Annotated in this window: 15 protein-coding genes and 1 pseudogene; 6 read left to right on the top strand and 10 right to left on the bottom strand. The window is 44.9% G+C overall.

Annotated features, from left to right (window positions below; translation table 11 throughout):
• Both pstC and MWM02_RS05580 read right to left on the bottom strand, forming a co-directional pair.
• On the bottom strand, positions 1 to 891 hold the full coding sequence (gene pstC / locus MWM02_RS05585) for a phosphate ABC transporter permease subunit PstC (RefSeq protein ID WP_244403130.1): 891 nt from the start codon (positions 889 to 891) through the stop codon (positions 1 to 3).
• Positions 892 to 950: 59 nt separating this feature from the next.
• Positions 951 to 1,841 carry a phosphate ABC transporter substrate-binding protein PstS family protein gene (locus tag MWM02_RS05580; RefSeq protein WP_244403129.1) on the bottom strand — a complete coding sequence of 297 codons (891 nt, stop codon included), beginning with the start codon at positions 1,839 to 1,841 and terminating at the stop codon, positions 951 to 953.
• Positions 1,842 to 2,016: 175 nt separating this feature from the next.
• On the opposite strand from MWM02_RS05580, the gene MWM02_RS05575 reads away from it, so the two are divergent.
• Positions 2,017 to 2,346 (top strand): LysM peptidoglycan-binding domain-containing protein, encoded by a 330-nt coding sequence (locus MWM02_RS05575; protein WP_064549816.1) that lies wholly within the window; start codon positions 2,017 to 2,019, stop codon positions 2,344 to 2,346.
• Between the two features lie 89 nt (positions 2,347 to 2,435).
• Positions 2,436 to 3,533, top strand: coding sequence for a flavodoxin-dependent (E)-4-hydroxy-3-methylbut-2-enyl-diphosphate synthase (gene ispG / locus MWM02_RS05570; RefSeq protein ID WP_064549815.1), 1,098 nt, complete (start codon positions 2,436 to 2,438; stop codon positions 3,531 to 3,533).
• Between the two features lie 25 nt (positions 3,534 to 3,558).
• Here the strand turns inward: ispG and MWM02_RS05565 are convergent, their stop codons facing one another.
• The gene (locus MWM02_RS05565) at positions 3,559 to 3,906 is read right to left on the bottom strand and encodes a hypothetical protein (protein ID WP_064549814.1); all 348 of its coding nucleotides are present in this window, start codon (positions 3,904 to 3,906) and stop codon (positions 3,559 to 3,561) included.
• Positions 3,907 to 4,149: 243 nt separating this feature from the next.
• On the opposite strand from MWM02_RS05565, the gene MWM02_RS05560 reads away from it, so the two are divergent.
• Positions 4,150 to 4,710 carry a hypothetical protein gene (locus MWM02_RS05560; RefSeq protein WP_064549813.1) on the top strand — a complete coding sequence of 187 codons (561 nt, stop codon included), beginning with the start codon at positions 4,150 to 4,152 and terminating at the stop codon, positions 4,708 to 4,710.
• A 24-nt stretch (positions 4,711 to 4,734) separates the two neighbouring features.
• On the opposite strand, the gene zur is transcribed toward MWM02_RS05560, so the two are convergent.
• From zur to MWM02_RS05540, 4 genes and pseudogenes are all read right to left on the bottom strand, one after another.
• Entirely contained in the window at positions 4,735 to 5,160 is a 426-nt protein-coding gene (gene zur / locus MWM02_RS05555; RefSeq protein ID WP_064549812.1) for a zinc uptake transcriptional repressor Zur, read from the bottom strand.
• A gap of 4 nt (positions 5,161 to 5,164) precedes the next feature.
• On the bottom strand, positions 5,165 to 5,989 hold the full coding sequence (locus MWM02_RS05550; RefSeq protein ID WP_064549811.1) for a metal ABC transporter permease: 825 nt from the start codon (positions 5,987 to 5,989) through the stop codon (positions 5,165 to 5,167).
• Positions 5,990 to 6,004: 15 nt separating this feature from the next.
• Positions 6,005 to 6,763 (bottom strand): metal ABC transporter ATP-binding protein, encoded by a 759-nt coding sequence (locus tag MWM02_RS05545; RefSeq protein WP_064549810.1) that lies wholly within the window; start codon positions 6,761 to 6,763, stop codon positions 6,005 to 6,007.
• Positions 6,764 to 6,843: 80 nt separating this feature from the next.
• A pseudogene (locus tag MWM02_RS05540) lies at positions 6,844 to 7,513 on the bottom strand (YitT family protein).
• A 140-nt stretch (positions 7,514 to 7,653) separates the two neighbouring features.
• Here MWM02_RS05540 and MWM02_RS05535 point away from each other — a divergent pair.
• A complete protein-coding gene (locus MWM02_RS05535) occupies positions 7,654 to 7,914 on the top strand; it encodes a DUF2624 domain-containing protein (RefSeq protein ID WP_064549809.1) in 261 nt (86 codons plus the stop codon).
• Positions 7,915 to 7,939: 25 nt separating this feature from the next.
• On the opposite strand, the gene MWM02_RS05530 is transcribed toward MWM02_RS05535, so the two are convergent.
• The 3 genes from MWM02_RS05530 to MWM02_RS05520 all read right to left on the bottom strand — a co-directional run bounded on the left by MWM02_RS05530 (position 7,940) and on the right by MWM02_RS05520 (position 10,581).
• Positions 7,940 to 8,836, bottom strand: a complete 897-nt coding sequence (locus tag MWM02_RS05530) for a deoxyribonuclease IV (protein ID WP_064549808.1) — start codon at positions 8,834 to 8,836, stop codon at positions 7,940 to 7,942.
• 38 nt (positions 8,837 to 8,874) lie between these two features.
• Positions 8,875 to 10,170 carry a DEAD/DEAH box helicase gene (locus MWM02_RS05525; RefSeq protein ID WP_064549807.1) on the bottom strand — a complete coding sequence of 432 codons (1,296 nt, stop codon included), beginning with the start codon at positions 10,168 to 10,170 and terminating at the stop codon, positions 8,875 to 8,877.
• A 165-nt stretch (positions 10,171 to 10,335) separates the two neighbouring features.
• Entirely contained in the window at positions 10,336 to 10,581 is a 246-nt protein-coding gene (locus MWM02_RS05520; RefSeq protein WP_232509497.1) for a hypothetical protein, read from the bottom strand.
• Between MWM02_RS05520 and MWM02_RS05515 the strand changes: the two genes are divergently transcribed.
• Together MWM02_RS05515 and MWM02_RS05510 are read left to right on the top strand one after the other, a co-directional pair.
• Positions 10,511 to 10,879: a YqfQ family protein gene (locus MWM02_RS05515; protein WP_232509492.1), complete on the top strand. Its 369-nt coding sequence runs from the start codon at positions 10,511 to 10,513 to the stop codon at positions 10,877 to 10,879. The two genes, MWM02_RS05520 and MWM02_RS05515, sit on opposite strands and share 71 nt — an antisense overlap.
• A 99-nt stretch (positions 10,880 to 10,978) precedes the next feature.
• A complete protein-coding gene (locus tag MWM02_RS05510) occupies positions 10,979 to 11,926 on the top strand; it encodes a 4-hydroxy-3-methylbut-2-enyl diphosphate reductase (RefSeq protein WP_064549805.1) in 948 nt (315 codons plus the stop codon).
• Positions 11,927 to 11,963 lie beyond the last annotated feature (37 nt).

The following is an 11,963-nucleotide window of genomic DNA, read 5'->3' as shown; positions in this document are numbered from 1 at the left end:
TTATCGTTCCCCTTTTCGTCCGATCATTCTTATAAGAAAAATAAAGAAAAAGGAGATAAACAATAAAATCATCGCCAACGTCCACAATGCATTGTTCCAAGCAGTGCCGTTTATCGTATTAGCCATATCCATCGTTAAAATCCCCGTCAGTGTCGCCGTCGGACTATACAATCCTGCCGGAAGTTTCACCGCGTTTCCGATAACCATCTGAACAGCCAACGCTTCGCCGAACGCTCTTGCCAGCCCAAGGACGATGCCGGTGAAAATTCCTGTTCGTGCTGCTGGAACGATCACCCGGCTAATCGCCTGCCATCTCGTGGATCCAAGCCCGTATGACGCTTCTAAGTAAGAAAACGGAACACCGCTTAGCGCATCTGACGCGATGCTGGTGATCGTCGGCAAAATCATCACGCTTAATACGATAATTCCGGCCAGCAAACTAAATCCTACCCCGCCGAACGATTCGCGAAGAAGCGGGATAAGAATCGTAACACCTAGCCAACCGTAAACGACGGAAGGAATGCCGACAAGCAGTTCCAAAACAGGTTTTAGCACGGCCGAACCGAATTTTGGAGAAATAAAATTAATGAAAACAGCGAGAGCAAGCGCGATCGGCGTGCTTATTAACACCGCTCCAATCGACACGAGCGTCGATCCGACAATAAAAATAACGGCGCCGTATTTCGGTTCGGAGTCGCTTGGCTTCCACTCGGTTGAAAACAGCATTTCTTTAAGGGATATTCCATTATCTATAAATGACTGAATTCCTTTTCCGCAAATAAACGCAATAATCGAAAGCGTAGTAATAACGATCAATAGGCCGCAACAAGTTACGAGCGCTCTTCCGATATATTCGCTTTTCCAATAATTGAGCTGTCCTTTCCCCTTCATTCTTCCATCACCTCACGAAGAATAAGACTGGCTAACGGTGTAGCCAGCCTTTCATGGAATTACTCTAATTCGGACATAGGAATGTAACCCATTTCTTTTACTTTCGGAGCAAACTCCTCGCTTTTCACGTATTCGATAAATCCGCGCACCGCATCTTTCGGCTCGCCTTTGGTGATCATGTATTCATAAGACCAGAAAGGATATTTTTCCGTTTTGATATTTTCGACCGTCGGTTCCACACCATCGATTTTTAACGTTTTTAAATCTTTCTTTTCGCCGATTAAGTATGACATCGCAACATAACTAATCGACCCTGGCGTCGAGTTGATCGCTTGTTCAACAGCGCCATTGGAATCTTGCACCGTTCCAATCGCTTCGTTTATTTTTACGCCTTTCATCACCGTTTTCTCAAACGTCGCGCGCGTTCCAGAGGAAGCAGGACGGTTAATAACGTTAATTTTTTCATCTTTTCCGCCAACATCTTTCCAATTTGTAATTTTTCCAGAGAAAATATCTTGAATTTGTTTTAGCGTTAGCGAATCGACGTTAACATCTTTATTCACTACAATCGCAAAAGCAATTCCTGCTACTTTATGATCGATAAGCTCTCCTGCTTTTGATTTGTCTTCCAACTTTTCTGCAGATGGAACATCCGAGTTTCCGATTTGTACAGCACCAGCGGCAACTTGATTCACGCCTGTTCCGCTTCCGCCTCCTTGCACGGTGATCGAGACGTTAGGATATTTTCCCATAAACTCATTCGCTGCTTCCTCTGCCAACGGTTGAAGGGCGGTAGATCCAGCTAACGTAATCGTTCCGGAGTATGATTCTTGCTTCGCTTCTCCATTTCCAGAATTTTCTTTAGTGGTGTTGTTCGATTTTCCGCACCCCGCAAGCACCCCCGTTATTAGCAATGCCGCAATTCCAAATTTTATGGACTTCTTCCACATCGATTGACCCTCCTATTGTCTTTTGTCATCCACGTACAAGCACATTGTAACGAACAAGTTTTATGCGTTTATTAAGCGAATGTTAAGTTTCCGTAAAACAGGCAAACGTATTTTACATATTCTTTTCGGGACAAGCATACATAGTTACTAACAACGTTCATTGGGGGAATAGCACGTGAAAAAAGCAATCACTATCTTCGTCATATGTCTTTCCATCTATATCATTTACCATGACGTCACAACAGGAACATTGAGCATTTCCATGAAAACAGCGGCAGGTCCCGAACGCGCGGCAGACGGAAAGAAACACGTTTCTATCCCGTATCAAACGGTGACCGTCAACCCAGGGGATACACTACTATCCATTATGGAAAGGCAACAAAACGGGCCCCTTCCTGTTTCCATTGACAAAGTGATCGCCGATTTTGAAGCGTTGAATCCAGGGGAAAAAGCGCAAACATTACAAATCGGCAAAAAATATAAAATCCCCGTATACCAACGTTAAGCTGCGAATTTCTTGTCAAATGACGATAAACATTGTTACAATAATTCAGAAAGCGACATGAACTTGTTTCTTAAAGGAGCGAATTTCTCGTGGGTGAAATTATTCATCGTTCAAAAACGCGGCCCGTTCGCGTGGGCAATTTAACGATCGGCGGAAAGAACGAGGTTATCATTCAAAGCATGACAACGACGAAAACGCATGACGTAGAAGCGACGGTGGCACAAATAAAGCGGCTGGAAGAAGCAGGCTGCCAAATCGTCCGCGTCGCTTGTCCAGACGAGCGCGCAGCCAACGCGATTCCGGAAATAAAAAAACGCATTAACATTCCGCTCGTTGCCGATATTCATTTTGACTATAAACTCGCCCTGAAAGCGATTGAGGGCGGAGTCGATAAAATCCGAATCAATCCCGGAAATATTGGGCGCCGCGAAAAAGTGGAAGCAGTCGTCAAAGCGGCGAAAGAACGCGGCATACCGATCCGCATTGGCGTCAATGCCGGATCGTTGGAAAAACGGATTTTGGAAAAATACGGATATCCTACCGCTGACGGCATGGTCGAAAGCGCGCTATACCATATTCGCATTTTAGAAGAGCTTGATTTCCATGATATTATCGTATCGTTAAAAGCGTCTGATGTGCGGTTGGCGATCGAGGCATACGAAAAAGCGGCGCGCACGTTTGACTATCCACTTCATGTCGGCATTACCGAATCCGGCACGCTATTTGCCGGAACGATCAAAAGCGCCGTTGGCATCGGTGCCATCTTAAGCAAAGGCATCGGCAATACGATCCGCGTTTCGCTTAGCGCCGATCCGGTAGAAGAAGTAAAGGTGGCAAGGGAAATATTAAAATCGTTCGGCTTGGCGTCAAATGCAGCGACGCTGATTTCCTGCCCGACGTGCGGACGCATCGAAATCGATTTAATTAGCATCGCCAATGAGATCGAAGAATATATCTCGAAAATAAAAGCACCGATTAAAGTGGCAGTGCTCGGATGTGCCGTCAACGGACCGGGCGAAGCGCGTGAAGCAGATATCGGCATCGCCGGCGCGCGCGGCGAAGGTCTATTATTCCGGCACGGCAAAATCATCCGCAAAGTGCCTGAAGAAAAAATGGTCGAAGAATTGAAAAAAGAAGTGGACAAATTGGCGGAAGAATACTTTGCCAAACAAAAACAAAAAGCTTGACGCTCAAAGCGCCAAGCTTTTTTCGCTAATAATAAAATGGCATGATGAACAGGCGAACGATAATCGCCACAATGCCAATACCGATTGCCCACGCGCCTAACGTTTCTGCGCCACGGCGGCGTGCGAGAAATCCGACAATAATGCCTGCTGCTCCTAATAAGACAGGCCAAATAAATAAGGAAATAATCGAAAGAGCAAGTGCCAGCCAACCTATCCCTGCTCCATCGGTTTTTTCTTCACCTCGTTCATCATAACGACGGACTGGCTCGCCCACTTCTGCCGCCGTTTCCTCCATAAAATCTCGTTCTTGTTCATCTTTTCCGGTCGATTGCACGTAGCTTTCATTATACGTGCGATTGCGATCATCCACCATATGCTTCCCTCGCTTTCCTTAAGTAAGGAGCATTTATTAGTATGAAAAGTTTATGCGAAATTATAAATGTGAATATTTTCTATGGTGAAAAAACGAATGGGAAGCATTGCTATTCGTCTTTGTCCATTACTGACGGCCGTACGAATCTAGCCATATCGGCAACAGACCATAAAATAATGCACTATCTGTCCTAATGGTGCTACAATATACACGGACGTTCAATTAAAGGAGTGCAGAATAAATATGAAAAAACGGCTTGGCATTGATATTGACGGGACAGTTACTTGTCCGAGCACTTTTATTCCATATTTGAACAAATCTTTTCAAAAAAATTTAACATTAAATGACATCACCCAATATAATTTAGCCCCACTGTATGATACGACGGAAGAAGAAATGGATCAGTGGATGGAAAAATACGAGGCAATGATCTACGAGCGCGCTCCGCTGGCGGAACATGCACTTGAGGTAATTAACGGCTGGAAAGACAAATATGAATTATTTTACATAAGCGCCCGCGGAAAACATTTATATGAGCTTACGGAACGGTGGTTCCAAACAAACGGCGTTCACTATCATCATATTGAATTGGTCGGTTCGCACGACAAAATTGAAGCGGTAAAAACGTATCATATCGCTGCCTTTTTCGAAGACAAATATGACAACGCTTGTGATATTGCCGAACAATGCAATATTCCTGTCATTTTATTTGATACCCCATATAATCAAGGCCCTCTTCCGAAACAAGTCATCCGCGTCAAAAACTGGCTTGAAGCAAAGCGGCATATTGAACGGCTTCTATAAAATAAGCAAAGGGATATCCTCGCCTTACGTTGAGGTATCCCTTTGACACTCTGGGCATTTTCCATATATTTCAAATTTATGGTCCGATATTTCATACCCTTTCAATTGTTCGGTTAAATCGTCCATCGGGCAAGTCGTAATTTCTTTTGTTTTTCCGCATTGTACACAAATAAAATGATGGTGATGATGGTACGCGCTGCACGTAAAACGGAAGTGCTTTTCGCCCGATAACTCGGTCATTTCCAAAATGCCAAGCCCTACAAACAGCGATAAATTGCGGTAAATCGTATCAAAGCTTAATCCCGGATAATCGTTCCGCAATGCTTCCAATACATCTTTGGCAGTTAAATATTTATCAGTGCTGGCAAATAGCTGCAGCATATCTTCCCTCTTGCCCGTATGTTTAAAACCCTTTTCCTTCATTAGGCGAATCGCTTCCGCAACATTCATACTCTTATCCCCTTTTCCACATGATGACGATCAGCAAAATGAGAACGGCAAGCATGACGATCGTTCCGCCAGGCGCCAGATCAAACTGATAGGACAGCAGCAACCCAGCGATAACAGATAATTCGCCAAACAAAATCGAATAGCCAATCGCCTGCTTAAACCCTTTCGCAATTCGAATGCTCGCGGCAACAGGAAGCGTCATTAACGAAGAAATAAGCAAAACGCCGACAATCCGCATCGATGCGGCGATCACGAGCGCTACCAAAACGATAAATATAAAATGAATCAGTTTTGCGCGAATGCCGGAAATCATCGCATATTCTTCATCAAACGAAAGGAGAAACAATTCTTTATATAACAATATAACAATGCTGATAACGACACAGGCGATCGCCAGCACTGTCCATACGTCTTGGCGGCTTACTGCACTGACACTGCCAAACAAATAGGAAAATAAATCGGTATTAAATCCATCCGCAAGTGAAATAAAAATAACGCTGAGGCCGATTCCTCCAGAAAGAATGATCGGAATCGCCAATTCTTGATAATGTTTATATATCGACCGCAATTTTTCAACAAACAGCGCGCCGACGACAGAAAATCCCATCCCAGCATAAAGCGGGTTCCAGTTTGCAAAATAAGCAAAGTTTTTACCTAAAAGCAGACTCGCCGCAATGCCGGCAAGCGTCACATGGCTGAGCGCATCGGCAATTAACGACAGACGGCGAACGACAATAAACACACCGAGGAGCGGAGCAGCGAAACCGATTAATATTCCAGCTATAAACGCGTTACGTAAAAATTCGTATTGCCATATTGCTTCGATCATCGCGCCATTCCTCCATCAATGCTGGTGAGAAAGCACTTGCAGTGAATGTCCGTAAAACTGCGACAATGCCTGCTCCTCGAGTTTTTCAAACTCTTCGGCTTTCCCATGAAAATATAAATGTTTGTTTAGGCACGCAACGTGCGTCACTTTTTCCGTGATCGTTCCGATATCATGCGTGACGAGGATCAGCGTCATGCCAAGGCGCCGATTCAGTTCATCGAGCATGTCGTAAAAACTTTGCACGTGGTGAACATCGACGCCCACCGTCGGCTCATCTAAAATCAGCAATTCAGGCTTGCTGACGATCGCTCGGGCAATAAATACGCGCTGCTGCTGCCCGCCGGACAATTCCCCGATGTTTCGTTGCGAAAAAGCGCTCATCCCCACTGCTTCAATCGCTTCCGACACCGCCTGTCTGTCTTTTTTCGTAAAAAAACGGAACATTCCGCGCTTAGCCGTCAATCCGCTTGCGACAACCTCGTAGACGGTGGCGGGGAACCCTGTATTAAAACTGTTTGCTTTTTGCGACACATAACCGACACGGTGCCAATCTTTAAACGCTTCAATGGGGGTTCCAAACAAATAAATCTTGCCTTGCTGCGGCTTTAATAATCCTAATACGCATTTGAACAATGTCGATTTCCCTGATCCGTTCGGACCGACAATCCCTAAAAACGCACCTTTGGGCACAGTCAAATTAATATCTTCTAACACATTCTCTTTTTCATACCGGAATGATATATGTTCCATTTTCAACACATATTCTGTTTCCATGGCGTTCTCTCCCGATAATTCAGAATGATTACGATTTATCTATGAACGTAGTATAACGGATCGAACGCCATTTGTAAACGTTAATGAATCGCCGATTTAAATTTGGCGCCTTTTACCTCGTGCGTAACCATAATCGCAATGAACGCGTCACGGTCAATTTCATTCACAATCGACTTCCAAACGAGTTACTACCGCATCAATGACTTCTTTTTGTTCATCGGTATAGCCGCCCTTTCCGAGCAGCTTGGTCGTGCCATTTCCTAACCGATGCAAAATCGCATCCGATATTTCTTCGCAACGGTCGGAAACGATCAAAACAGCCCTCGTTTCGTCCAATCCTTCAATGACCGCATCGATCGTTTTAAATGCAATGTAATACGTCATCACCGAGTACAGATCCACCGTGCCAAATCACAAAGCCGACGCCAAGACCCAACGCGAGCCCTCCGAAAACAGCGGCTAAAATCGGCTGTGTCGTCAGCGGCTCAAAATGGTAAAAAAACGTTCTGCAATGGCAAGAAACAGGATGCCAACGATCGATGAAAGCATAAACGTCTTTCCAATTTGCTTATAGCCAAAATACATAAGAGGGGCGTTAAGGAGAATGACAAGAGTCGCAAAGTTTAAAAACAACCAATCATCGGGAATTAAATAATCTAAAATAAGCGGAATCCCGATGACCCCACGATCAATAATTTGGTTCGGTATTAAAAGCCGCTCGATGGAAAATGCCGCAAGCGAAGCGCCCAAAAAAACAAAGAAAAAACGATAACAATATGGCTAGGAGATTCCTTGCGCCAAAAAACCACCCTTCTTTTTTTATTTTATTATACCATACACTTTTAGGCGCTGCATTTCATATGATACGTATGGAAGAGGAGGAGTCGAAAATGAACATTTATCAACAGCTTATCCAACAAAAAATAAAAACGATTACCCCAGAGGAGCTTGTTTCCTATAGCCATGATTACGGCATTCCATTAACGGTGGAACAAGCGAAAAAAATTCTCCATATCGCTCGGACCAATAAAATTAATGTGTTTGATCCTCAGGAAAGAAAAAAATGGATCAAAGAACTGGCCAAAATTACATCGCCGCAAATCGCGAAAAAAGCAAACGAACTATTTTTAACATTCGTTCATAAAAAATAAAAAGGGCATTTCGCTTTTGCCCTTTTTATTCTTCATTCATGATTTTCGTCAACAACTCTTCATCGAATGTTTGCGCGCGCAACATGGCAATTTCGTGCTTGTACGGCGGCTTTTTATTGTTTTTGTCCTCTCCGACGTACGGTGTCTCTAAAATTTTCGGAATATCGGCAAGCTGCGGATGATGAACGATGTAGTTTAATGCAGCAAAACCGATATGACCAAAACCAATGTTTTCGTGGCGGTCTTTCCGGCTTCCACGCGGATTTTTGCTATCGTTAATATGAAGCACTTTAAGACGGTCTAAACCGATGATCCGATCAAATTCTTGCAAAACGCCATCAAAATCATCGACGATGTTATAACCGGCATCATGCGTATGGCACGTGTCAAAACAAACGGACAATTTCTCGTTATGGGTGACACCGTCAATAATTTGGGCGAGCTCCTCAAAGCTTCGGCCGCATTCCGAACCTTTTCCCGCCATCGTTTCTAACGCGATTTGCACCGTTTGTTCGCGCGTTAACACTTCGTTTAATCCTTCAATAATTTTGCGGATTCCCGCTTCCGGCCCCGCACCGACATGCGCCCCTGGATGAAGAACGATTTGTTCCGCGCCGATCGCCTCAGTCCGTTCAATTTCCGAACGCAAAAATTCGACGCCGAGGGCGAACGTATCCGGGTTTTTCGTGTTGCCGATATTAATGATATACGGAGCATGCACGACGATTTCTTCAATGCCGTGTTCTTTCATATGGGCAAGCCCCGCTTCAATGTTCAGCTCCTCGATTTTTTTGCGCTTTGTGTTTTGCGGGGCTCCCGTGTAAATCATAAACGTATTTGCTCCGTAGGAAACAGCTTCCTCGCTTGCCGCAAGCAGCATCTTTTTCCCGCTCATCGATACATGCGAGCCGATTTTTAACATTTCTCTTCTCCCTTTCTCATTTCACATGTTATTGTTTTTTAGCGCCGCTGCCGCTTTTTTTGTTTTGCCAATTCAGCAAGCAGTTTTTTCTTATAGCCCGGCTTGACTTGTTTCGCTTTTTTTACTTTCTCAAGAAGCTGCGCTATTTCCCCATCTTGCTTTGCCCGCTTGCTGCGCCGATTCCAAGGCGGCAAATCCACCCATTCTCCGCGGATGAGATCGCGATGAAGAAACGCAATCCCCATTTTTTCTAATTTGGTGATTGCATCTTGATCCGACGGCTCATAAATTGTCGCCGCAATTCCCGTGTAACCGGCGCGCGCGGTGCGTCCGACGCGATGAATGTAAAACTGCAAATCTTTTGGCAATTCATAGTTAATGACATGGCTTACCCCTTCAATATCAATGCCGCGGGCGGCCAAATCGGTAGCAACAATATATTGAAATTCTAGATCGCGAATTTGCTTCATCATCTTCTTTCGCTCGCGCGGCGATAAATCGCCGTGTAAAATCCCGACTTTCATCCCTTTTTCAATCAGCTTGTCCGCCACTTCATCGGCCATCTTTTTTGTATTGGTAAATACGATCGCTAAATACGGATTATACGCAACCAACATTTCATGCAACAACTTCACTTTGTCCCGGCTGCGAAGCGGCACAAGAACATGCTCAATTTTTTCCGCCGCCACTTGCTTCGGCGCAACGTGGACATATTTTGGGTTTTCCATATATTTTTTCAAAAACGGCTTTAACTTCTCCGGAATCGTCGCGGAAAACACGAGCATTTGCAGTTCTTTCGGCATGCGTGCAGCAATTTGGTCGACGTCGACAATAAATCCCATATCCAACATTAAGTCCGCTTCGTCGACGACGAGCGTACTTGCCGTACGAACGAGCAGCGCCTGTTCGCGAATGAGGTCGTTAATTCGTCCTGGGGTTCCGACTACGATATGCGGCTGCGTCTTCAATTTTTCGATCGCCTTTTGCTTATCGGTTCCGCCGATAAAGCAGCGAGCCGTAATTTGCCGATCGCTCGGACAAAACTTTGTAATTTTTAAAATTTCATGGTAAATTTGCGTCGCAAGTTCCCGTGTCGGCGCGGTAATAACCGCTTGCACTACTTTGCGATCCGGATCAATTTTTTCTATGATCGGCAGCAAATAGGCGTGCGTTTTTCCCGTTCCTGTTTGCGACTGGCCGATCACGCTTTCCCCGCGAAGAGCGATGGGAATAATTCTCTCTTGAATTTCCGTTGGTTTATAAAAACGAAGCGCCTTGATCGCTTCAATAATAAATGGCTGAAATGAAAATCGCTCAAACAACGTCTCCTTCATTATACCACTGCTCCTTTCTGCTTCGACTAAACAAAGCCGAATAACTCGATTCATCATTATATCCGATTTTGCCGCAATACCGCAACTTCAACCATCCATTGCGGGGAAAAACATTTCTTGCTTTTTCGCATACTTTATGAAAGGGATATTGTTTCTATTCTTAGCCTAGAAAGGAGGCAAAACAATGATATATAACAGACCGCCAACCTTTCCTTCTCCCCCGATGGCACGCGCTTTTCCATTTTCCCCAATGAGAGCGGCCGGTCCATATCCAAGATTGGGCGGCTTCTTATCGCGATTGTTTTCGCGAGGGCAGCCGCTGTCCCCGGCATCTCCTTGGATGGGTCCGGCAATCCAAAGCGCTGCTAGTGCAAGCGCTGGTGCAAACACGGGCGGGGGCTTTCTCAGCATGTTGACAAACGCCCAAAAAATGTTAGGCATCGCGCAAAACGTTATGCCAATGGTGCAGCAATACGGACCGCTAATCAAAAACCTTCCTGGCATGATAAGAATATGGAAAGAACTAAAAACAACCGATCCAGAAGAGAACGACACAGAAAAAAACATTCAAGAAAATAAGAAAAAAACGTCATCTTCATCCAAAAAACGATCCAAAAAGCGGACCGTACCGAAATCGAAAACAAATGAAAATAAACGTTCCCCATCGGCAAAAACACCGCGGCCATCTACGCCAAAGCTATATATTTAATAATACGTTATAATTCTTTGTATTCGATTCCTTTCTCCGATATAATGTAAAAGAAAGGGATAGTCTCCCTTCGCACGCCGGAGTTGAGGAGGAACAAATATGGAAGTGATCAAAATTACCCCGCGCGGTTACTGCTATGGGGTTGTTGATGCGATGGTGATCGCAAGAAATGCAGCATTAGACCCTACGTTGCCAAGACCGATTTATATCCTCGGGATGATTGTTCACAATAAACATGTTACCGACGCGTTTGCCGAAGAAGGGATTATTACGCTTGATGGCGAGAACCGGTTGGAGATTCTCGAAAAAATTGACAAAGGAACCGTGATCTTTACCGCGCACGGCGTATCTCCTGAAGTGAAAAGGCGCGCGCGCGAAAAAGGGCTCGTCACGATCGACGCGACGTGCCCAGATGTGACAAAAACGCATAACTTAATTCAAGAAAAACTAGCGGACGGTTATGAAATTATATATATCGGCAAAAAAGGGCACCCGGAACCAGAAGGAGCGGTTGGCATCGACCCAATACACATTCATCTTGTCGAAACGGTCGAAGATGTAGAACGCCTGACGATTGAAAGCGACCGCATCATGGTGACAAACCAAACAACGATGAGCCAATGGGACGTTGCCGACATTATGAAAAAAGTAAAAGAAAAATACCCGCATGTTGAAATGCATAAAGAAATTTGTCTAGCAACCCAGCTCCGTCAAGAAGCGGTGGCAGAGCAGGCAAAAGAAGCCGACGTCACGATCGTCGTCGGTGATCCAAGAAGCAACAACTCCAATCGCCTTGCGCAAGTGTCGGAAGAAATTGCTGGCACGAAAGCATATCGCGTTGCCGATGTGACGGAAATCGAGATCGACTGGATTAAAAACGCAAAAAAAGTAGCTGTCACAGCGGGGGCTTCTACCCCGACTCCGATTACAAAAGAAGTCATCGACTTTTTAGAACAATTTGACCCAAACGATCCAAAAACATGGAAGCGCGAACGGAAAGTACCGCTGCATAAAATTTTGCCGAAAGTAAAAGCGAAAAAAGACTAGCAAGAAGGCTGGCTCCAAAAGGACCACTTTTTGAGCC

Origin of the sequence: Parageobacillus sp. KH3-4, assembly GCF_022846435.1 — a bacterium.
GTDB lineage: Bacteria > Bacillota > Bacilli > Bacillales > Anoxybacillaceae > Parageobacillus > Parageobacillus thermoglucosidasius_A.
Note: the sequence above shows the minus strand (reverse complement) of the source record. Positions and strands in the feature narration are given on the sequence as shown.

Excerpts from the sequence above, each read along its gene's own strand:
- MWM02_RS05545 (WP_064549810.1), bottom strand. The coding sequence starts at position 6,763 with ATGGAAACAGAATATGTGTTGAAAATGGAACATATATCATTCCGGTAT.
- MWM02_RS05530 (WP_064549808.1), bottom strand. The coding sequence starts at position 8,836 with ATGTTAAAAATCGGCTCGCATGTATCGATGAGCGGGAAAAAGATGCTG.
- pstC (WP_244403130.1), bottom strand. The coding sequence starts at position 891 with ATGAAGGGGAAAGGACAGCTCAATTATTGGAAAAGCGAATATATCGGA.
- zur (WP_064549812.1), bottom strand. The coding sequence starts at position 5,160 with ATGAATGTTGCGGAAGCGATTCGCCTAATGAAGGAAAAGGGTTTTAAA.
- MWM02_RS05510 (WP_064549805.1), top strand. The coding sequence starts at position 10,979 with ATGGAAGTGATCAAAATTACCCCGCGCGGTTACTGCTATGGGGTTGTT.
- MWM02_RS05525 (WP_064549807.1), bottom strand. The coding sequence starts at position 10,170 with ATGAAGGAGACGTTGTTTGAGCGATTTTCATTTCAGCCATTTATTATT.
- MWM02_RS05535 (WP_064549809.1), top strand. The coding sequence starts at position 7,654 with ATGAACATTTATCAACAGCTTATCCAACAAAAAATAAAAACGATTACC.
- MWM02_RS05580 (WP_244403129.1), bottom strand. The coding sequence starts at position 1,841 with ATGTGGAAGAAGTCCATAAAATTTGGAATTGCGGCATTGCTAATAACG.
- MWM02_RS05560 (WP_064549813.1), top strand. The coding sequence starts at position 4,150 with ATGAAAAAACGGCTTGGCATTGATATTGACGGGACAGTTACTTGTCCG.
- MWM02_RS05515 (WP_232509492.1), top strand. The coding sequence starts at position 10,511 with ATGGGTCCGGCAATCCAAAGCGCTGCTAGTGCAAGCGCTGGTGCAAAC.
- MWM02_RS05550 (WP_064549811.1), bottom strand. The coding sequence starts at position 5,989 with ATGATCGAAGCAATATGGCAATACGAATTTTTACGTAACGCGTTTATA.
- MWM02_RS05520 (WP_232509497.1), bottom strand. The coding sequence starts at position 10,581 with ATGCTGAGAAAGCCCCCGCCCGTGTTTGCACCAGCGCTTGCACTAGCA.
- MWM02_RS05565 (WP_064549814.1), bottom strand. The coding sequence starts at position 3,906 with ATGGTGGATGATCGCAATCGCACGTATAATGAAAGCTACGTGCAATCG.